This is a genomic window from Streptosporangium sp. CA-135522 (assembly GCF_050949235.1).
GTDB lineage: Bacteria > Actinomycetota > Actinomycetes > Streptosporangiales > Streptosporangiaceae > Streptosporangium.
The window spans coordinates 9,314,584-9,334,654 of the sequence record NZ_CP192026.1 but is presented as its reverse complement, the minus strand read 5'-3'; the positions used below and the strand labels follow the sequence as shown (position 1 = coordinate 9,334,654).

The window sequence follows — 20,071 nt, the reverse complement described above, 5'->3', positions numbered from 1 at the left end:
GTGGCGGTCGCGGTGGGGCCGTCAGGCGGCAATGCGCTTCGCCGCCAGTCGCTCGGGGGTCGGCCAGCGGACGTCGTAGGCCCAGCCGGCCTTCTCGAACCAGCTGATCACGCCGGCGCTGAGGTCGATCTGGCCCTTGAGCGCGCCGTGCCGGGCGCAGGTCGGGTCGGAGTGGTGCAGGTTGTGCCAGGACTCGCCGAAGGAGGGGATGGCCAGCCACCAGACGTTGCGCGACTTGTCACGTGACTCGAAGACCTCCTCGCCGAAGACGTGGCAGATGGAGTTGATCGACCAGGTCACGTGGTGCAGCAGCCCGATCCGGACCAGCGTGCCCCAGAAGAAGCCGGTCACCATGCCCCACCATGACAGGGTCAGCAGGCCGCCCAGCAGGGCGGGAAGCACCATCGAGGTGATCGCCAGCGTCGGGAAGAGCTTGTGCAGCTTGACGATGTCGGGGTCCTTGACCAGGTCCGGGGCGTACTTCTCCCGGTTGGCCCGGTCGGTCTCGAACAGCCAGCCCATGTGCGCCCAGAGCAGGCCCTTGCTCACGGCGCGGAAGCCGGTGCCGAACCGCCACGGCGAGTGCGGGTCGCCTTCTTTGTCGGAGAACTTGTGGTGCTTGCGGTGGGTGGCCACCCAGTCGAGCACCGACATCTCCATGGAGAGGCTGCCCGCGATGCCCAGCGCGATCTTCAGCGGGCGCTTGGCCTTGAACGACCCGTGGGTGAAGTGGCGGTGCAGACCGACGGTCACGCCGAGGCCGGTGACCACGTAGAAGACGCCGGCGATCACGACGTCGCTCCAGCCCAGTCCCCAGCCCCACGCGAACGGGACGGCGGCGGCGAGAGCGATCAGCGGGGCGGCCACCACCACGCCGAAGACGATGATCTCGGGCTTGGTCTTCGGCTCGGGATCGGCGTCAGGTTTGGGGCCTGGAGCTGGGCGTTCTGCGATGACGGTCATGCGCTACCTCGCGGAGGCTCGGAGAAGGATGGTGGGCTTTGTCTGGCTACGCCACCGTAACCTACGCCATCGTAAGTTAGGAATCCCTAAGCAATTAATGTAGAGAAGCTGACTCCCGTGCGGAGATCCCGTAGTGGTTTCCTGTCTTGTCTACCACCGGCTTGACCTGCTAAACGGTCCGCAGCTCATCGCCCCGGGAAGATCCTTCTCCTACTTGATCGCCCCCGTGGTCGATGAGGACCCAAAACGAGGCGCGTTCGATATCAAGGGATCGGTATCGTAGGGGGGCCGGGCTTTCGGATCCCGTCCGAGACGCCAGGCTGATCCGGCATTGGGTAATTGGCAGCCCGCAAGGTTTTGGTCCTTGTTGTCCAGGTTCGAGTCCTGGTGCCGGAGCCATCGCTTCTGTCTGGTTTATTGATCGGCCTGGTCGGCTGGGTGGGTTCACGGTGGGGAAGGTATCCTCACGTTGTCAAGTGGGTGACCGGCCGATGCCCTCGAGGTAGCCGTCTGGCATCCCGTTTCGTCATGTCTCAGCCGCGACGCCGAGGGAGCCTCGTCCGTGAGTGTGCCGCGCCCGGCCGCCGTCATCGTCCTTGCCGCAGGCGAGGGCACCCGGATGAAGTCGAAAACACCCAAGATTCTGCACGAGCTGTGCGGCCGTACCCTGGTCGACCACATGCTCACCGCCGCTCGAGGTCTCGAACCCGAGCGGCTCATTGTTGTCATAGGTCACGAACGAGAGCGGGTCCAGGCCCACCTGGCACGGACCAGCCCGGACGCGCAGGCCGTCGTGCAGGCCGAGCAGAAGGGGACCGGCCACGCGGTCAGGATCGTGCTGGAGACGGCCGGCAGCATCGACGGCACGGTTCTGGTCACCTACGGGGACACGCCGTTGCTGCGCACGGAAACCCTGGCCACGCTGCTGGAACGGCACGAGCAGGACCGCAACGCCGTCACCGTGCTCACCGCCGAGGTCCCCGACCCGTACGGCTACGGCCGGATCATCCGTGACACCACGGGAGCGGTCCTGGAGATCGTCGAGGAGAAGGACGCCAGCCCCGAGCAGCGGATGATCCGGGAGATGAACTCCGGCGTCTACGCCTTCGACGGGCTCCTGCTGGCCGACGCGGTCAAGCGGGTGTCCAGCTCCAACGCCCAGGGCGAGGAATATCTCACCGACGTCCTGTCCATCCTCAGGGAGGACGGCCACCGGGTCGGCGCGCACATCGCGGCCGACTACGTCGAGGTGGAGGGCGTCAACGACCGGGTACAGCTCGCCTTCGCCCGCAAGGTCGTCAACTCCCGGCTGCTGGAGGCCCACATGCGCGCGGGGGTCACGGTGATCGACCCGGCCAGCACCTGGGTGGACGTGGGCGTGACCCTGGAACAGGACGTGGTGATCCACCCGGGCACCCAGCTGCACGGCCGTACGTCCGTCGCCGAGGGCGCCGAGATCGGCCCGGCCTCCACGCTGACCGACACGGTCGTCGGCGAGGGGGCGACGGTCCGCAACGCCGTCTGCGTCGAGGCCGAGATCGGCCCCGAGGCCATGGTGGGACCCTACGCCTACCTGCGGCCGGGCGCGGTGCTGGGCCGCAAGGCCAAGGCCGGGACCTATGTCGAGGTAAAGAACTCCGAGGTGGGCGCGGGCGCGAAGGTGCCCCACCTGACATACGTGGGAGACGCCACGATCGGCGCGGGGGCCAACATCGGCGCCTCGGCGATCTTCGTCAACTACGACGGGGTCAACAAACACCGCACGACCGTGGGCGAGAACGCCTTCGTCGGATGCGACACCATGCTCGTCGCGCCGGTGAACATCGGCGACGGCGCCTACACTGCCGCGGGCTCGGTCATCGACAACGACGTCCCGCCGGGGGCGATCGGCGTGGCCCGAGGGCGGCAGCGCAACATTGAAGGGTGGGTCGCGCGCAGGCGCGCGGGCACCAAGTCGGCCGAGGCGGCACTGCGGGCCGCCGAGGCCGGAAATCAGCAGGGGAGCAAGTCGTGAGTGGCATCAAGCAGACCGGCGAGAAGAACCTGATGTTCTTCTCGGGGCGCGCGCATCCGGATCTCGCCGAGGAGGTGGCCAGCCACCTCGGGGTGGACACGACCCCCACCGCGCTACGCGACTTCGCCAACGGCGAGATCTACGCCCGCTACCTGGAGTCCGTCCGGGGCTGTGACGCGTTCGTCATCCAGAGCCACACCGGGCCCATCAACAAGTGGATCATGGAGCAGCTGATCATGGTGGACGCGCTCAAGCGCGCCTCCGCCAAGCGGATCACCGTGATAATGCCGTTCTTCGGCTACGCCCGCCAGGACAAGAAGGGCCGGGGTCGCGAGCCCATCACCGCCCGCCTGATGGCCGACATGTTCAAGACCGCGGGTGCCGACCGGCTGATGTCGATCGACCTGCACACCCCCCAGATCCAGGGCTTCTTCGACGGCCCGGTGGACCACCTGTTCGCCATGCCGGTGCTGGTGAACTACCTCAAGGACAAGCTCGACCTGGAGGCGACGACGATCGTCTCGCCCGACACCGGCCGGGTGCGGCTGGCGGAGCGCTGGGCCGACACGCTGGGCACCCCGATGGCCTTCATCCACAAGCGCCGCGACCTCGACGTCGCCAACCAGGTGAAGGTGAGCGAGGTCGTCGGCAAGGTGCGCGGCCGCACCTGCGTGCTGATCGACGACATGATCGACACCGCGGGCACCATCTGCAAGGCCGCCGACGCGCTCTACGAGCAGGGAGCCACCAACGTGCTCGTGGCGGCCACGCACGCCGTGTTCTCCGACCCGGCCGTCGACCGGCTGAAGAACTCCAAGATCTCCGAAGTGATCGTCACCAACACTCTCCCGCTCGCCGAGGAGAAGAGGTTCGACAAGCTCACCGTGCTGTCCATCGCTCCGATGATCGCCCGCGCGATCACCGAGGTCTTCAGCGACGGTTCGGTGACGAGCCTGTTCGAGGGCGACAGCTGACCTACCGCGTCTGACCTACCGCGTCGCGCCCGGCGGGGCGCGGTGTGCCGGGGTTCAGGGTCGAGGCCGATGTCCGACGACCGGCCGCCGGACACCGGCCGCCGGTCGTCGGCGGCCGGTCGTGGGGCGGAGCCCGGCGACATGCCGGTAGGCTATGCAGATTGCGTGCGTTCGTAACGCCTTCCGCTAGGGCGGGTGAGGGGGAACGCACCCTCCATTCGTCGAAGATCCCTAGGAGATCCGTCGTGTCCGAAGTAGTCATCAACGCCGAATCGCGCAACGAGTTCGGCAAGGGCGCCGCCCGCAAGATCCGCCGCGAGCACAAGGTGCCCGTCGTCCTCTACGGGCACGGCACGGACCCGCAGCACCTGTCCCTGCCGGGCCACGAGCTCCTGCTCGCCCTGCGCACGCCGAACGTGCTGATCCGCCTCCAGGGCGCGGTCACCGAGCTGGCGCTGCCCAAGGGCGTCCAGCGTGACCCGATCAAGGGCTTCCTCGAGCACGTCGACCTCCTGCTCGTCAAGCGCGGCGAGAAGGTCACCGTCGACATCCCCGTCACCGTGGTGGGCGAGGTGGCCGACGGCATCCTCGACCAGCAGCTCGTCTCCATCTCGGTCGAGGCCGAGGCCACCCACATCCCGACGGGCGTCGAGGTCGACGTCGAGGGCATGCAGGTCGGCACCCAGTTCACCGCGGGCGACCTGAAGCTCCCCGAGGGCACCACCCTGATCGCCGAGCCGGAGACGCTGGTCCTGCACGTCACCGCGGCGCCGACCGCCGAGCCCGAGGGCGAGGCCGCCGAGGGCGAGGCCGCCGAGGGTGCCGAGGGCGAGTCCGCCGAGTAGTTTTCTCTGCTACACCTGTCAGGGCAGTCCGGGACCGGGCTGCCCTGACGCGCATATGAAGGGATGCCGACCGTGGACCGCTGGTTGGTCGTGGGCCTGGGGAATCCCGGGCCGGAGTATGCCGGAAACCGGCACAACGCCGGTTTCATGGTCCTTGACGAGCTCGCCGCCCGGGCCGGAGGACGCTTCAAGGTGCACAGGTCGCGGGCCGAGGTGCTGGAGGGTCGCGTGGCAGGCGCTCCGGCGGTGCTGGCCAAGCCGCTGTCCTTCATGAACCTCTCCGGCGGACCGGTCAAGGCCCTGGCCGACTTCTACAAGGTGGACCCGGCGCGCGTGATCGCGGTCCACGACGAGTTGGACATCCCCTACGGCGCGCTCCGGGCCAAGCTGGGCGGCGGCGACAACGGCCACAACGGACTGAAGTCGATCACTAAGTCCCTGGCCACCAAGGACTATCTGCGGGTGCGGTTCGGCATCGGCCGCCCGCCCGGCCGGATGGACGCCGCCTCCTACGTCCTGCGGGACTTCGCCACCGCCGAGCGCAAGGACCTGCCGTTCCTGGTCGACCGGGCCGCCGACGTGGTGGAGTCGCTGATCACCTCGGGTCTGGAGACGACCCAGAACACCTTCCACACCGGTGACCTGAACGTCTCCGGCCCGCCCAGGTAGCGAGGGTCCGCCGGGCGGGCTCAGCCGAGGGCCATCAGGTTCTGCAGCAGCTCGGCCTGCTCGATCGCGTCGTCGAGCGCGTTGTGGGTGTGCGGCCGAGACGAGAGCAGGTGCTTGGGCATCTGCCGCTTGGTGGCCCAGCCGATGGGCACGCCCGCCTTGGCGGCGTAGAGCGTCTTGATGTCCAGGCAGCGCGAGTGCCCGAACGGCGAGACGCCGCCGAAGCGCATGAAGTACCAGTACATCCACATCCAGTCGTAGGACAGCGGGTAGGCCGCCAGCACCGGCGTGCTGTTGCCGCACACCTCGCGGATCCACGCCGCGGCGGCCTTCATCGCCTCGACCGGCTCCAGACCCTCGCGAATCAACGCCTCCCGGTCGAGCCCGCTGACGGCGAGCGCCTCGGGAACGTGGTCGTCGCTGATCGGCTTCAGCTCGGCGTAGAAGGTGTCGAGCTGCGGATCGATCGGTTCGAAGGCCTTGCCGGTCATCCGTCCGGCCACGGCCATGCCGAAGCTGACCATCGAATACGGCCCAGGAATCGGGCCATCGGCCTCAATGTCCACAGAGATATACGTTTCGGTCTTCAACCTTCGGGCCTTTCCTCTCCCCGCTAGCATTCGGCTACTGTCCGTCAATGAATGGTTACGCAGGGGGATCGCGTGCGCGACGTGACCGTCGTCCAGGTGACGCCGAGGTCCGTGCCGGTGTCCCGCCCCCGCATGCCGGGCTGGGTGCGCGGGTATCGGGCACGAGCCGTCGCCGCCGACATCGGCTCCGCCTCCCTGGCCGCCTCCCTCGCCCTGTTCGTCCGCTTCGGCGAGGTTACTCCTTACGTCACCCCCTACGTGATGTTGAGCGCCGGGCTCCCGATCGTCTGGGTCTGCGCGATCGCCCTGAACCGCGCCTACGAGCCTCGCCTGTTCGGCGTGGGCCCCGAGGAGTTCCAGCGGGTCTTCCAGTGCGGGTTCATGCTCATCGCGGCCCTCGCCATCGGCGCCTACGTGACGAAGACCGACGTGGCCCGCGGTTACGTGGTGCTGGCGCTCCCGATGGCCACGCTGCTCACCCTCCTGTCGCGCTACGGCCTGCGCCGCCGCCTGCACCGCAGGCGCGCGCACGGCGGTTGCATGCGGCGGGTCGTGACGGTGGGCCACCGCGCCGCGACCGCCGAGTTGATCCGCCGCTTCCGCAAGGAGCGCTATCACGGCATGGAGGTCGTCGGGGTCTGCATGCCGCGTGACGGCATGGGCGATGTGGAAGGGGTCGCGGTGCTGGGGGACCTGTCCGACGTTCCGCTCGTGGTCGGGCAGATCGCGGCGGACACCGTGGCCGTGCTCGCCTGCCCGGAGATGGACGGGGTGGCGTTGCGGCGGCTGGCCTGGCGGCTGGAGAAGACCGACACCGACCTGGTGGTGGCCCCGGCGCTCATGGAGGTGGCCGGGCCGCGGATCACGATCCGCCCGGCGGCGGGGCTGCCGCTGCTGCACGTGGACCACCCCGAGATCGCGGGACTGCGCCAGGTGGTCAAGAACCTCTTCGACCGGATCGGCGCCGGGCTGCTGCTGGTGGTGCTGCTGCCGATCTTCGTCGGCCTGGTGGTGGCCGTGCGGATGTCGGGTCCCGGGCCCGCGTTCTTCCGCCAGACGCGGGTGGGCCGGGACGGCGGCGAGTTCACGATCTACAAGTTCCGGACGATGGGCGCCGACGCCGAACGGCAGAGGATCTCCCTCGTCGGAGACGGGCAGGGCGTGCTGTTCAAGATCAGGAAAGATCCGCGGGTGACCCCGCTGGGCTCCCGGCTGCGCCGGCACTCCCTTGACGAGCTGCCCCAGCTGATCAATGTGCTGCTCGGCCACATGTCACTGGTCGGTCCCCGGCCGCCGTTGCCCGACGAGGTCGCCCGCTACGGGGACGACGTCCGCCGTAGGTTGTTGGTCAAGCCTGGAATGACCGGCCTTTGGCAAGTCAGTGGACGATCTGACCTATCTTGGGAGGAATCGGTACAGTTGGATTTGCGTTATGTGGAGAATTGGTCCCTCACGCTGGACCTGCAGATCCTGTGGAAGACTTGGTCGGCTGTCGCGCGAGGAGCTGGAGCATACTGATGACGATTCGCGACGATCACGTCCTCGCCACGGATCTGGCGACGGAGGCCGGTGAGAGACTGCTGGCCCTGCGGGAGAAAAAGGGCTTCGCCGACCCCGTCGCACTGCGCAAGGAAGGCGACGCCTCCGCCCACCTGTTCCTCATGGAGGCCCTGGCGCGGTTGCGCCCGAGTGACAGTGTGCTGTCCGAAGAGGCGACCAGGGAGGAGCGTCTCGACCCTCGCCGGCTCGGGGCCGAGCGGGTGTGGATCGTCGACCCCCTGGACGGCACCCGCGAGTTCGCCGAAGAGGGCCGGGGCGACTGGGCGGTCCACGTCGCGCTTTGGGAGCGCGGCGCGCTGACCGCCGGAGCGGTGGCCCTGCCCGCTCAGGGCCGGACGCTGTCCACTCTCGAACCGCCCGTGCTGCCCGCCCTCCACCCGGAGGCCAGAGCGCGGATCGCGGTCAGCCGGACCCGGCCACCGGAGTTCGTGCAGAGCCTGGCCCGTTCGGCCGGCGCCGACCTGGTGCCGATCGGATCGGCGGGCGCCAAGATCTCCGCGGTGCTCACCGGAGAGGTCGAGGCCTACGTGCACGCCGGCGGCCAGTATGAATGGGACTCCGCCGCGCCGGTGGCGGTGGCCCTCGCCGCCGGAGCCCATGCCAGTCGCATAGACGGTTCAACTCTGTCCTATAACCAAGCCGACCCGTCACTGCCGGATATCCTTGTTTCCCTACCGGGACTAGCGCCGACGTTGCTCGCTGGAATCCGGGATCTGCACCGCTGAATCCCCGCTAGGAGAGTCTGATGCTCCAGTGCGACTACACCACGTCGCAGCTCGATGTCCTCGAGGCAGAGGCCATTCACATCATGCGTGAAGTGGCGGCCGAGTTCGAGCGTCCCTGTCTGCTCTTCTCCGGTGGCAAGGATTCCATCGTCATGCTCCGCATCGCGGAGAAGGCGTTCTGGCCCGCGCCCATCCCCTTCCCACTGATGCACGTCGACACCGGGCACAACTTCTCCGAAGTCATCGAGTTCCGCGACCGCCGCGCCGCGGAGCTGGGCGCGCGCCTGGTCGTGGCCAGCGTCCAGGACTCCATCGACGCCGGCCGGGTGGCCGAGGAGACCGGTCGCCGGGCTTCCCGCAACCGGCTGCAGACCACCACCCTGCTCGACGCGATCGAGGACAACGAGTACGACGCGGTGTTCGGCGGCGCCCGCCGTGACGAGGAGAAGGCCCGCGCAAAGGAGCGGGTGTTCTCCTTCCGCGACGAGTTCGGCCAGTGGGACCCCAAGAGCCAGCGGCCGGAGCTGTGGAACCTCTACAACTCCAAGATCCGCAAGGGGGAGCACATCCGGGTGTTCCCGCTGTCCAACTGGACCGAGCTCGACATCTGGGACTACATCCGGCGTGAGGGCATCGAGATCCCGTCGATCTACTACGCGCACACGCGTAAGGTCTTCGAGCGGGACGGCATGCTGCTGGCCGACAGCGAGTTCATCACCCGTGACGACGACGAACCGCTCTTCGAGACCGTGGTCCGCTACCGCACGGTCGGCGACGTGACCTGCACCGGCGCCGTGCAGTCCACCGCCGCGACGGTCGAGGAGATCATCAGCGAGATCGCCGCCACCCGGATCACCGAGCGCGGCGCCACCCGCGCCGACGACCGGGCCTCCGAGGCCTCGATGGAAGACCGCAAGCGGGAGGGTTACTTCTAGTGCGTGATCTCTCACCGCACCGGTCGGCCACCGCGCACGACCGGCCGCCTGCGATCCGGGGACCACTCCCGGCGCAGTCTTCCCGCGAAAGCCGTACGACCTCTGGAGAGCAGTTCTGATGGACATCCTTCGCTTTGCCACCGCGGGAAGCGTCGACGACGGCAAGTCGACCCTGATCGGACGGCTGCTCTTCGACTCCAAGGCGATCTTCGAAGACCAGCTCGAGGCGGTCGAGCGCACCTCTCGCGACCGCGGTACCGAATACACCGACCTGTCGCTGCTCACCGACGGCCTGCGGGCCGAGCGGGAGCAGGGCATCACGATCGACGTGGCCTACCGCTACTTCGCCACGCCCAAGCGCAAGTTCATCATCGCCGACACCCCCGGGCACATCCAGTACACCCGCAACATGGTCACCGGCGCCTCCACGGCCGACCTGGCGATCGTCCTGATCGACGCGCGCAAGGGCGTGCTGGAGCAGTCGCGCCGGCACGCGTTCCTGACCACCCTGCTGCGTGTGCCGCACCTGGTGCTGGCGGTCAACAAGATGGACCTGGTCGACTACTCCCAGGAGCGGTTCGAGGAGATCCGCGAGGAGTTCACCTCGTTCGCGGCCAAGCTGAACGCGCCCGACCTGACGTTCATCCCGATCTCGGCGTTGCACGGCGACAACGTGGTCTCCCGCTCGGAGAACATGCCCTGGTACAACGGCTCCTCCCTGCTGCACCACCTGGAGAACGTGCACATCGCCTCCGACCGGAACCTGGTCGACGTGCGCTTCCCCGTCCAGTACGTCATCCGGCCGCAGCGGGCCACCGACCCGGCCTTCCACGACTACCGGGGCTACGCCGGCCAGGTCGCCGGCGGCGTGCTCAAGCCGGGTGACGAGGTCGTGCACCTGCCCTCGGGGCTGGTCACCCGGATCGCGTCGATCGACACCTTCGACGGGCCGGTCGACGAGGCGTTCGCCCCGATGTCGGTGACCCTCCGGCTGGAGGACGACATCGACATCTCGCGCGGTGACATGATCTGCCGCCCGAACAACCAGCCGCACGTCGCCCAGGAGCTGGAGGCGATGATCTGCTGGATGACCGACGCCAGCAAGCTGGGACCGCGCACCAAGCTGACCATCAAGCACACCACCCGCACGGCCCGCGCGCTGGTCCGTGACCTGCACTACCGGCTGGACGTCAACACCCTGCACCGCGACGAGTCGGCCCAGTCGCTCGGCCTGAACGAGATCGGCCGGGTGTCGCTCCGCGTCACCCAGCCGCTGTTCGTCGACGACTACGCCAGAAACCGCCTGACCGGCGGCTTCATCCTCGTGGACGAGGCCACCAGCAACACCGTCGCCGCCGGGATGATCGTCGAGGCGAAGTAGAGCCCACCCGGGCGCCTCGCCGCCTCCATCACGCCGGCCCCCTCCGGCGCGTCCACCGGCATCATGGGCGCGTGGCAGGGGGCCGTCGTGCTTTCCTGAGCCGCCGCGTCGTCCGGGCTTCCAGGTAGATCCTTTGACTGTTCTCCGATAGATCGGTGACTCTCCGCGCTATTGTCGGCACGTTCCGTATCCGTTGGGTAAGGATTTGTGCCCATGCCTGACCGTCCACCCCCCGCCCGGGTCGTCTTCGTGGGCGGTCTCGGCCGTAGCGGCACCACACTGCTGGAGCGGCTCCTCGGAGAGGTGCCCGGCATCGCACCGCTCGGAGAGGTCGTCCATCTCTGGGCCAGGGGCGTGCTCGCGAACGAGGCGTGCGGGTGCGGCGAGCCGTTCGGTTCCTGCCCGTTCTGGAACGAGGTCGGCGAGCGCGCGTTCGGCGGCTGGTCCGACGGGCTGGCCCACCGGGTGCTCGCGCTCGGGCAGCGGGTCGACCGCACCCGGCGCATTCCCGGCCTGGCCCAGATCCTCACAGAGGAAGGGGCGGACACCTGCCCGTGGTCGTCCCCCGGGCTGGCCGGGCTCGGCGAATACGTCGCCGCCCACCGCCGGCTCTACGACGCCGCGGGCGAGGTCGCCGGCTGCCCGATCGTGATCGACTCCAGCAAGCACGCCTCCCTGGCGTTCTGCCTGGCCGCGGCCGGAGTCGACGTGCACGTCGTGCACGTCGTGCGCGACCCCCGCGCGGTCGCGCACTCCTGGCATCGGCGGGTCGCGCGCCCCGAGGACGGCCGCCCGATGACCCGCTGGTCGCCGGCCCGCACCTCGGTTCACTGGCTGGCGCAGAACCTCAGCCTCGAACTCCTGGCCCGCCGGGGCGTCTCCGTCACCCGGATCCGCTATGAGGATCTCCTCCAAGCTCCCGGTGACACGCTCAGGAGCCTGGTCGCCAGGATCGGTCTCCGGCCCCACCTGGGGTTCCTCGCCGACGGCGAGGCCGAGCTCTCCGTGGCCCACACGGCCTCGGGCAACCCCATGCGCTTCACGGTCGGCCGGATCGGTCTGGCCCCGGACGACGGCTGGCGCACCGGCGCCTCCGTCCGGCACCAACGCCTGGTCACCGCGCTGACGTGGCCCCTCATGAACAAATACGGCTATCGCGGGAGGCTCGCGTGAGTCCATCGGTGGGCGTGGTCATCCCCACGCGAGGGCGTCGGCCCGAACAGTTGCGCTCGGCCGTGCGCGCCGCGCTCGGCCAGGACCACGCCGGCGCCATGGAGGTCGTGGTCGTCGTGGACGGCGGCGACCCGGCCCCGGTCGCCGATCAGGTGGCCGACCTGCTGGCCGGCCGCACCCTGACGGTCGGGCCGGGCAGGACGCTCTCGCGCGGCGTCCGGGTGATGCCCAACCGGCTCAGCCCCGGCCTGCCGGGCACGCGTAACACCGGCATCGCGGCGCTCGACACCGACCTGGTGGCCTTCTGCGACGACGACGACCAGTGGCTGCCCGGCAAGATCGGCGCCCAGGTCGCCGCGCTGGAGACGGAGCCGGACGCGGAGTTCTCCAGTTGCGCCATCGAGGTCGAGTACGGCTCGCGCCGCGTCCCCCGGCTCGCCGGGACCGACCGGATCACCCGTGCCCACCTGTTGCGCTCGCGCATGGTGATGGCGCACTCCTCGACGTTCCTGTTCCGGCGTGGCGCGTTCTGGGTGGACGAGAGCGCGCCCAACGGCCAGAACGAGGACTGGGACCTGGTGCTGCGCGCCGCCGAACGCCACCCGATCGTCCATGTCGACCGCCCCCTGGTGCGGGTTCGCTGGGGCGCCTCCCTGTACGTTACCCGCTGGGCCGACCGAATCGCCGGGCTGGAGTGGATACTCGCCCGGCATCCTGATCTGGCCGTGGATCCGCGCGGCGCGGCGCGGGTCTACGGTCAGCTCGCCTTTCACCATGCCGCCCTCGGCAGGCGACGGGAGGCGGGCCGCTGGGCCTGGCGGGCGTTCGCCGCCCGGCGCGGTGAGCCCCGCGCGCCCATCGCGCTCGCGGTGGCGGCGGGTCTGGTGTCGGCCCAGACCGTGCTCAGCACGTTGCATCATCGCGGGCACGGCATCTGATGGCGCTCAGGACCGTCCAGGAGGCGTTGAGCGTCCCGCGCCAGCGGTCGCGGCCGGACAAGGCCACCCGCAAGCGGCTGCGCCGCAGGGTGCACGTGGCCGGGCTCGCCATCGACCCGATGACCGAGGGTGAGGTCGTCGACCACGTGGTCGCCGCTCTGAAGCGCGGCGAAGGCGGACACCTGGTCACCCCGAACGTCGACATCGGCTGGGCCGCCGCCCACGATCCAGAGGCGCGCCGCATCATCGAGAGCGCCGATCTCGTGGTGGCCGACGGCATGCCGCTGGTGTGGGCGGCGAAGCTGCTCGGCACGCCCGTGCCCGGCCGGGTCGCCGGTGCCGATCTGATCTGGTCCCTGGCGGAGGCCGCCACCTTCTACCGCTACCCGATCTACCTCCTGGGCGGTCCACCGGGGGTCGCCGGGCAGGCGGCCGCCAGGCTGACCGACCGCTACCCCGGCCTGCTCGTCGCCGGCACCGACGCCCCGCCGTACGGGTTCGAGACCTCCGCCGAGAGCCGTGCCAAGGTCAAGGACACCGTGGTGGCGGCCGCGCCCCGGCTGGTCTTCGTCGGACTCGGCTTCCCCAAGCAGGACCGCCTCATCGCGTCGCTGCGCCAGGAATTGCCCGGCGCCTGGTTCGTCGGGTGCGGCGCGGCCATCGCGTTCGCGGCCGGCACGGTGCCCCGGGCGCCGGTGTGGATGCAGCGGGCCGGGCTGGAGTGGCTCTTCCGGCTGCTCAACGAGCCCGGCCGGCTGGCCCGCCGCTACCTGCTTCACGACGTGCCGTTCGCGCTGTGGCTGCTCACCACCTGCCTGTTCCGGCGGCTGTTCTCCTGATCCGGCGACGGCGTCGTGCCCGCCGCCCATGTCGGCACACCGTTCGCGCCCCTGGCCTCCCTCGCCCTACAGGGAGGCCAGTTCCCTGACCCGGTGGATCTCCTCCGGGGTCAGCCGGCCGGCCGCCGTGGCCAACGCCTGCCGGGAGTCCATCGGCCGGTAGGCCGTGCGGGACAGGCCGTTCCAGACGAAGCCGCCGGCGCCGCCCGCGGCGGCCGTGCACGCGCGGGAGATGCGCTCCTCGGCCCGGGCGGACCAGGTCAGGCCCGACCATTCGTACAGGCGACGGAAGCCCCGCGGTGGGTCGGCGGCCAGATCCTCATAGCGGACCAGCAGGATTCCCGGATGTCGGGCGGCGAGGTCGAGGGCGACGGTCCGGGCCGCCCGCCACAGCGCGACGGCCTTGGCGACCCGGTCCTGGCAGCCCACCAGGGGGCGAAGCGCCTCCAGATGCGGGTGGTCGCGGACCAGCAACGGCTGTTCGAGCAGCTCGTGGAAGTAGATTGTCCAGCCGAGCCGTTGCCAGCTCCCGACGAACGACACGGGGTCGCGCAGCAGGATGATCACTCGGCAGCTCAGCCGTTCGGCGAACCAGCCGGCCGACAGCAGCGCGAACGGGTCGTCCAGCAGGGCCCGGCGCCCGGTCAGCCGGCCCAGCGTGAAGGCCGTGCCGTAGCGGATCATGCGCGCCAGGTCGTACGGCGAGCGGTTGCGGCGCAGCTCGGCCAGGAACCGGTAGCGCAGCGCGACGGTGTCGGCGAAGGCGGGCAGCCAGACCTCGTCGTTGTCCGGGCAGATGTACTGGAAGCGATGGGTGACCTGGGCGTCGAGCACCCCCGGGCACTGCCCGGGCGGGTGCTGGGGGTTCAGCGGCTCGTTGACGTAGACCAGCTCGCCGCTCGCCGCCAGCATCTTGCCCGTCCAGCTCGTCCCGCTCCTGGGCAGCCCGGTCACCAGTACGGGCGTCATCGTGCCCGCCATGACCGCAGGGCGGCCAGGCTGTGCGCGCCGAAGGGACGCAGGCCGTACCGGCGATGGACGCCCCAAAGTGGCAGCAGGTTCTTCACCAGCATGCCCGCGGCCCAGCCGAGGGCCGCACCGAGCGCTCCGCAGGCGGGGACCAGCCACGCGTCCAGCGCCACGGTCACCGCGATGGCGGCGACCAGGTTGACCAGGCTGGCACCGGTGTGCCCGGCGGCGGTCAGCACCACGTCGACCATCCCGCACGCGGTGGCGAACATCATCGTCATGGCCAGCACGAGCGCCACCGGGGCGCCGGAGGCGTAGCCGTCGCCGAACAGGCCGAGCAGCCACGGTGCGAGCGCGGCGTAGCCCAGCCAGATCGGCCAGGTCAGCAGGACGAGCCACACGGTGGCCGATTGGTACAGCTCGCGGGCCCGCGCCAGGTCGTCCTCGGCCAGCGCGCGCACCAGTCTCGGCTGCACGGCCTGGGCGAGTCCCTGGTTGACGAGCTGGCCCACGATCTTGAATCTGGTGGCGGCGGTGTAGACGGCGGCCTCGACCGGCCCGGCGAGCATCGCCACGATCACGATGTCGAGCCGCTGGAACACCGCCTGGATCGCGGCGGCCACCGACCGGGGCCAGGTGTAACGCCACAGGTCGTGCGCGGTGCCCGGCAGGTAGGGGGCGGACGGCAGCCGCCGGTGCAACCACAGCGCCGCCAGCAGCAGGCAGGGCAGGGACGGCAGGGCCCAGGCCGCCGCGAGCAGTGGCACCGAGTGCGCTCCCGCCAGCACCACCGCGGCGACCAGCACGAGCTGGGACACCGGTTGGAGCACACCGCCCAGCAGCGCGGTCGGTCGCATCGCGCCGAACCCGCGGGTCGCGGCCACCGCGACGTCCGCGCACACCATCACGGGAAGCGCCACGGCCAGCACCCGGACCGTCGGGTCGGGCGTGCCGAGACCGGCCGCCACCCCGGCGACCAGCGAGAGCGTCACGACGGGGACGAGCGCGGCGCGGACGTATCCGCGGGTGCAGCGGTATCCGAACGGCCGGGACCGGGCGATGAAGTAGATCAGCCCGTTGCCGGCGTCCATCCGCAGGATCCCGCCGGCCATCAGGCACAGCGCGGTCGCCGTGAAGAAGGTGCCGGCGGCCTCCTGCCCGGCTCCCCGGGTGACCAGCACCACCGTCGTGAACTGCGCGGTGGCGCTGACGCCGGCCCCGGCCAGCCCGGCCAGCCCGCCCCGCGCCACCCCTTTCAGGCGGGGCGGCCGCGGATGCGTCAGCGCCGCCATGTCGGTTCCGCGCCGAGCCATGGGGTCAGCAGGGCGTCGAGTTCCGCGAAGTGATCGGTCAGCTCGCGGCGCAGTGACTCGGGCATCGCCGAGGGCCGGGGCCGGGCGTTGTGCCGCTCGAACACCGGATCGCCGATGTGCGGCAGGCCGAGGAACTCCAGCACCCGGTCGTAGACGATCTCCGGCTCGGTGAAGAACCGTCCGCTGTCCAGCACGAGCAGCCGGTCCCGGCCGATCAGCTGTTCCAGCGGGGCGAGCTGTTCGGCGTAGCGTCCCCTGGCCAGGTAGGCGTGGTGGCGGTGGGCGTGGCTGATCGAGTAGGGGGAGGCGCGCAGTTCCTCCACGGTCCCGGCCAGCCGCTCCTCCTCCATTTCTACGGCCCTGGCGAAGGAGGTCTCGGTCTCGAAGCCCCTGGCCAGCTCGTGGGCGTGGGCGGAGAAGGCGCGTTCCACCGGGTCGCGGACCAGCGCGATCACCTTCACACCGGGCAGGTCCCAGGCGATCCGCGGGCAGGCGAGCGGATGGAACAGGTAGTAGGGCGACGACTCGAAGGCCTGCGGGCGGCAGCCGTATCGGCGTGCCAGCCGGGAGGCCGTGGCCTGCCGCGGGAAATGCGCTCGGTACCAGGGCAGGCCCCGGTCGTAGGCCACGTCGAAGTAGTGCACGCCCTTGTGGAAGACGGGCTTGAGGATCAGTGGGTGCTGGGCCAGCGCCCGGTAGAGCGAGGTGGTGCCGGAGCGTTGCGCGCCGGCGATCAGGAAGGAGGGCAGCACCCGGCTCCCGGCGGTGACGCGCCCGGTGGTCCGTGACACGGCGTGGACGGAACGCTTCAGCCTGGGCTTCATGTCAGGACCTCCTCGAAGTCGACGGCGGGGTTGAGCCAGCGGTCGGGCGGGCCGAGCGGGGCGTGGCCGTCGGCCGTGTGCCGCTCCGCCAGTGCGATGAGGTAGTGGATCGCGGTCGATCTGGCCTCGGCGGCCGACAGTCCGAACGGGGCCAGGACCGGCAGGGCCTGGGCCAGGCATGCCCGAGCCGCGGTGGCCGGACCGGTGCGGCGCAGGGCGCGCTGGAAGAAGTGGTGGACGGCGTCGAAGCCGAGTGGCACCCCGGTGGCGAACCGCTCCCAGTCCCAGACCAGCAGCCGTCCGTCCGCAGCGCGTGCGATGTTCCACGGCGAGAAGTCGCCGTGCCAGGCGAACCGGTGGTCGCAGAGCCCGCTGATCTCTTCGATCGCCTCGGTGAGCAGGTCCGCGGGGATCGGGCCGCGCCGTACCGGAAGGGGGGTCAGAGCGAGCACGGACAGGCCGCGCCAGGACCCGTGGTGCAGCACGGACGGCGGGACGACGGTCTTCAGCGGCACGCCGGCGAGCAGGTGGAGCGCACGCGCCTCGTTCGCGACGAGCTCACGGACCCGATCGGTGTCGCCGATCTTCACGAAGGCGGCCAGCCCGTCCGGGGCGTGGGCCTCCAGGATCGGCTTGCGGTTGGCCCGCCGGGCGGGCCGCACGTGCAGCACGACCCGGATCGGGGCGCTCAGCGCCTCACTGAGGTAGGTCTCGATCGTGTCCTCTCCCGACGGGACCATGACCTTCCCGCCGGGGTGCCACCAGGCGCGGGGGGCCAGCCGGCGCGGCAGCAGGGGGTGGGGCAGCACGGTGTACGGGCGGGCCTCGCCGGGCCCGGGAAACAGCAGGCCGAGGGTCTGGTCGAGGTAGCGCAGCCGGCCGCGGGCGTCGTTCATGTGGTCCTGCCCGCCATCGAGTTCCTCCAGAGCAGCGCGAATGAGATCAGATACAGGCTGAGCGGCGTGACCAGCCCGTCGTAGACGAACATGTAAAGGAGGGTGAGGATCATCACCAGGACTCCGGCCAGGCCGATCGGGCTCCGGTCGTGCCAGTGGCGGCGGACGGCCCCGGCGAAGAACGCCACGTAGAGCACGGCGCCGACGAACCCCTGAGTGATCATCAGGTGCCAGAGCTGGCCGTCGCTGCCCAGCGGTGGGTGGCCGCAGGCATCGCACCAGTCGGTCTTCCCGGTGGTGATCGTGCGGTGGTTGCCCGTCGCGTTGCGGGTGTTGCCGTAACCGATGATCGGCGAGGTGGCCGCCGCGGCGACGGTCGCCGTCACGGTGAAGGCGCGGATGTCGTTGCTGTGCGGGTTGTCCAGCCGCTGGGCCACCATCGTCTGCAGCGGGCTGAGGAAGAACACCAGCGCTCCGCAGGCGGTGGCCGAGCAGACCACGACGCGGGACCTCGTGCCCAGACGCAGGAACAGGTAGGCGGTGGCGACGCCCAGACCGATCCAGAGGCCGCGGTTGAGGGAGTAGACGATCGGGACGGCGGCCAGCGCGATCAGCGGGGCCACGGCCAGGCGTCTGCGCGGCCCGCCGTACACCCACCAGCCGACCACGAACCAGATGAGCAGCACCGAGACGTTGCTGCCCCAGGCGTTGGCCCACTCGAACGGCGCCTCCGGGCGCGGGGAGGCGTGGCCCAGGACCTTCTGCACCTGGGCGGTGGTCGGGTGGATCAGGTTGTGGACGAAGGAGTTGTCACTGACCCAGGCGGGCAGGATCCGCTCGACCGGTGAGGTGAAGTCGGCCTGCGGGGCGAGCACGCCCAGCAGGCCGCCCGCGACGGTCGTGACGAACAGCGCGCCGAGCATGCGCACCAGGGTGAGCTGCGGCAGCTCCCGCTCGGTGAGGTTGCCCAGGTAGAGCATCATGATCATTAATGAGACGTAGAGGAACAGGCGCATGAGGTAGCCGATCGCCCGGCCGGCGCCGAACTCGCCGTAGGTGTCGGGCGGCATCTCGTCGAGCATGAGCGCACTGACCAGGTAGCCCGCCAGCAGCAGCAGCCAGAGCCCGAACCCCCGCGGGGCCTTGATCGGTCGCCGGCGCCAAAGGATCAGCGCCATCGGCGGGGCCAGCACGATCACCGAAAGCCCGCCGAAGCCCAGCGCCCACCACAGCGGGTATCCCACCAGCAGCGCGGCGATCGGCCAGGCCGCCCGATGCGGGCGCGTCACGAGGGGAAGACCATCTTGTCGGCCGCGGGCGGTTGTGGCGGCGGGGACGGCAGGGACGCCCGGGACGCCCGGAGGGGCCGGGACGTCCGCGGCGGGTCCGGTGTGGTGACGACCGCGCCGGTCACGGGGATTCCGCGCTCGTTCAGCCCTCGTACGGCCCGCGCCACGTCGCGCGAGGACGTGCCCGGCACGCCGACCAGCAGCACGGCGCCCCCCGTGCCGGCCAGCTCGCCGATCTCGGCGGTGCCGAGGACGTCGAGGCCGGTCAGGCGCCTGATGTCGGACCTGTCGCGGATCGCGGTGTCGAGACGGTCGCGGAGCCAGGCGCCGCCGACCCCGGCGAGCAGGCCGATCATGAGCCCGCTGCCGAGATGGAGGGAGAGGCCGGGGGCGCTGGGCTCGGCCGGCGCGACCGCGTCGCTGATCACCGATCCCGGGGTGACGGCGACGGTCTTGAGCGCGTCGTATTTGACGGTGAGGTTGTAGACCTGGCGGCTGAGCACGTTCTGCCGCTGCAGGGCGATGGTCCGCTCGGCGGTGCCCCTCGCCAGCCCGGGCAGCGTGTCCACCACGGTGACCAGGCTCGCGTTGACCTGTTTGAGTTTGGCCAGGAGGGTCTTGAGCTGGGCGTCCAGCGCCTGCGTGGTCGACTCGCTCCGGTTGGCCAGGTAGGCCTGGGCGTAGGCGCTGGCCCCCGCGGCCGCGGCGTGCGGGTCGGCGGCGGTGTAGGAGATCTCCAGGACCGAGGTGTTGGGCGGCACGGAGACGTCGACGGGACCCGGCGTGGTCTTGAGCACGGCCTGGACCTTCTTGGCGACCACCGCGGACTGGGCGATCTGGGCCTCGGTGTCGAGGTTGAGCGACTCGCGCTGCCGGTTGGTCACCTGGTTGGTCTGCTCCCCCAGGCCGGTGGGGGACACCAGCACCTGGGCGGAGGCGGTGTAGGCCGCGGGGGTGAGCCGGAACAGGGCGACGCCGCCGCCGACTCCGGCCGTCAGGAAGAACAGCAGGATCGCCCACCTGCGGCGCAGGAGGGAGGCGTAGTCCGCCAGGTCTCCGCCGGAGCGGCGGACGTCGGCGTCCGGCGGGAGGGGCATGCTTGGTGGTCCCTTTCGGGCGGCGGCGAGGCTTCGGAACCCTAGGAACTATAGGTCGGATCGCCATTTCCCCGAAC

At 70.3% G+C, this 20,071-nt stretch carries 19 protein-coding genes, 1 tRNA gene and 1 pseudogene; 13 read left to right on the top strand and 8 right to left on the bottom strand.

Annotated features, from left to right (window positions below):
• Positions 1 to 21: 21 nt before the first annotated feature.
• On the bottom strand, positions 22 to 963 hold the full coding sequence (locus ACQPYK_RS43890) for an acyl-CoA desaturase (protein WP_433245691.1): 942 nt from the start codon (positions 961 to 963) through the stop codon (positions 22 to 24).
• 324 nt (positions 964 to 1,287) lie between these two features.
• Here ACQPYK_RS43890 and ACQPYK_RS43885 point away from each other — a divergent pair.
• The 6 genes and pseudogenes from ACQPYK_RS43885 to pth all read left to right on the top strand — a co-directional run bounded on the left by ACQPYK_RS43885 (position 1,288) and on the right by pth (position 5,465).
• A tRNA-Gln gene (locus ACQPYK_RS43885) sits at positions 1,288 to 1,362 on the top strand.
• Positions 1,351 to 1,410 (top strand): annotated as a pseudogene (locus ACQPYK_RS43880) (PEP-CTERM sorting domain-containing protein); the annotation flags it as partial. The gene ACQPYK_RS43885 and the pseudogene ACQPYK_RS43880, both read left to right, overlap by 12 nt.
• 115 nt (positions 1,411 to 1,525) lie before the next feature.
• Positions 1,526 to 2,977, top strand: coding sequence for a bifunctional UDP-N-acetylglucosamine diphosphorylase/glucosamine-1-phosphate N-acetyltransferase GlmU (glmU, locus tag ACQPYK_RS43875; protein ID WP_433245688.1), 1,452 nt, complete (start codon positions 1,526 to 1,528; stop codon positions 2,975 to 2,977).
• The gene (locus ACQPYK_RS43870; RefSeq protein WP_433245685.1) at positions 2,974 to 3,951 is read left to right on the top strand and encodes a ribose-phosphate diphosphokinase; all 978 of its coding nucleotides are present in this window, start codon (positions 2,974 to 2,976) and stop codon (positions 3,949 to 3,951) included. Before glmU ends, ACQPYK_RS43870 begins: the two co-directional genes overlap by 4 nt.
• Positions 3,952 to 4,196: 245 nt before the next feature.
• Positions 4,197 to 4,796 (top strand): 50S ribosomal protein L25/general stress protein Ctc, encoded by a 600-nt coding sequence (locus ACQPYK_RS43865; protein WP_433245683.1) that lies wholly within the window; start codon positions 4,197 to 4,199, stop codon positions 4,794 to 4,796.
• Between the two features lie 63 nt (positions 4,797 to 4,859).
• Entirely contained in the window at positions 4,860 to 5,465 is a 606-nt protein-coding gene (pth, locus tag ACQPYK_RS43860; RefSeq protein WP_433245680.1) for an aminoacyl-tRNA hydrolase, read from the top strand.
• 20 nt (positions 5,466 to 5,485) lie between these two features.
• On the opposite strand, the gene ACQPYK_RS43855 is transcribed toward pth, so the two are convergent.
• On the bottom strand, positions 5,486 to 5,989 hold the full coding sequence (locus tag ACQPYK_RS43855) for a 3'-5' exoribonuclease domain-containing protein (protein WP_433245677.1): 504 nt from the start codon (positions 5,987 to 5,989) through the stop codon (positions 5,486 to 5,488).
• 117 nt (positions 5,990 to 6,106) lie between these two features.
• On the opposite strand from ACQPYK_RS43855, the gene ACQPYK_RS43850 reads away from it, so the two are divergent.
• From ACQPYK_RS43850 to ACQPYK_RS43820, 7 genes are all read left to right on the top strand, one after another.
• Positions 6,107 to 7,573, top strand: coding sequence for a sugar transferase (locus ACQPYK_RS43850; protein ID WP_433245674.1), 1,467 nt, complete (start codon positions 6,107 to 6,109; stop codon positions 7,571 to 7,573).
• The gene (locus ACQPYK_RS43845) at positions 7,573 to 8,340 is read left to right on the top strand and encodes a 3'(2'),5'-bisphosphate nucleotidase CysQ (RefSeq protein WP_433245671.1); all 768 of its coding nucleotides are present in this window, start codon (positions 7,573 to 7,575) and stop codon (positions 8,338 to 8,340) included. The genes ACQPYK_RS43850 and ACQPYK_RS43845 overlap by 1 nt, the downstream gene beginning before the upstream one ends.
• Before the next feature lie 20 nt (positions 8,341 to 8,360).
• The gene (gene cysD, locus ACQPYK_RS43840; protein ID WP_433245669.1) at positions 8,361 to 9,275 is read left to right on the top strand and encodes a sulfate adenylyltransferase subunit CysD; all 915 of its coding nucleotides are present in this window, start codon (positions 8,361 to 8,363) and stop codon (positions 9,273 to 9,275) included.
• Between the two features lie 118 nt (positions 9,276 to 9,393).
• Entirely contained in the window at positions 9,394 to 10,656 is a 1,263-nt protein-coding gene (gene cysN / locus ACQPYK_RS43835) for a sulfate adenylyltransferase subunit CysN (RefSeq protein ID WP_433245666.1), read from the top strand.
• A 213-nt stretch (positions 10,657 to 10,869) separates the two neighbouring features.
• Entirely contained in the window at positions 10,870 to 11,829 is a 960-nt protein-coding gene (locus ACQPYK_RS43830; protein WP_433245663.1) for a sulfotransferase, read from the top strand.
• Positions 11,826 to 12,767: a glycosyltransferase gene (locus tag ACQPYK_RS43825; protein WP_433245660.1), complete on the top strand. Its 942-nt coding sequence runs from the start codon at positions 11,826 to 11,828 to the stop codon at positions 12,765 to 12,767. The genes ACQPYK_RS43830 and ACQPYK_RS43825 overlap by 4 nt, the downstream gene beginning before the upstream one ends.
• Complete coding sequence (locus ACQPYK_RS43820; RefSeq protein ID WP_433245657.1) at positions 12,767 to 13,606, top strand: WecB/TagA/CpsF family glycosyltransferase; 840 nt, start codon at positions 12,767 to 12,769, stop codon at positions 13,604 to 13,606. The genes ACQPYK_RS43825 and ACQPYK_RS43820 overlap by 1 nt, the downstream gene beginning before the upstream one ends.
• 66 nt (positions 13,607 to 13,672) lie before the next feature.
• Here the strand turns inward: ACQPYK_RS43820 and ACQPYK_RS43815 are convergent, their stop codons facing one another.
• From ACQPYK_RS43815 to ACQPYK_RS43790, 6 genes are read right to left on the bottom strand one after another with little or no spacing between them, the layout of a single operon-like run.
• On the bottom strand, positions 13,673 to 14,575 hold the full coding sequence (locus tag ACQPYK_RS43815) for a sulfotransferase (protein ID WP_433245654.1): 903 nt from the start codon (positions 14,573 to 14,575) through the stop codon (positions 13,673 to 13,675).
• On the bottom strand, positions 14,572 to 15,888 hold the full coding sequence (locus ACQPYK_RS43810) for a lipopolysaccharide biosynthesis protein (protein WP_433245651.1): 1,317 nt from the start codon (positions 15,886 to 15,888) through the stop codon (positions 14,572 to 14,574). The genes ACQPYK_RS43815 and ACQPYK_RS43810 overlap by 4 nt, the downstream gene beginning before the upstream one ends.
• The gene (locus ACQPYK_RS43805; protein ID WP_433245648.1) at positions 15,855 to 16,712 is read right to left on the bottom strand and encodes a sulfotransferase domain-containing protein; all 858 of its coding nucleotides are present in this window, start codon (positions 16,710 to 16,712) and stop codon (positions 15,855 to 15,857) included. Before ACQPYK_RS43805 ends, ACQPYK_RS43810 begins: the two co-directional genes overlap by 34 nt.
• Entirely contained in the window at positions 16,709 to 17,608 is a 900-nt protein-coding gene (locus ACQPYK_RS43800; RefSeq protein WP_433245645.1) for a hypothetical protein, read from the bottom strand. Before ACQPYK_RS43800 ends, ACQPYK_RS43805 begins: the two co-directional genes overlap by 4 nt.
• Positions 17,605 to 18,897, bottom strand: coding sequence for a hypothetical protein (locus ACQPYK_RS43795; protein WP_433245642.1), 1,293 nt, complete (start codon positions 18,895 to 18,897; stop codon positions 17,605 to 17,607). The genes ACQPYK_RS43800 and ACQPYK_RS43795 overlap by 4 nt, the downstream gene beginning before the upstream one ends.
• Positions 18,894 to 19,994 carry a YveK family protein gene (locus tag ACQPYK_RS43790; RefSeq protein WP_433245639.1) on the bottom strand — a complete coding sequence of 367 codons (1,101 nt, stop codon included), beginning with the start codon at positions 19,992 to 19,994 and terminating at the stop codon, positions 18,894 to 18,896. The genes ACQPYK_RS43795 and ACQPYK_RS43790 overlap by 4 nt, the downstream gene beginning before the upstream one ends.
• Positions 19,995 to 20,071 lie beyond the last annotated feature (77 nt).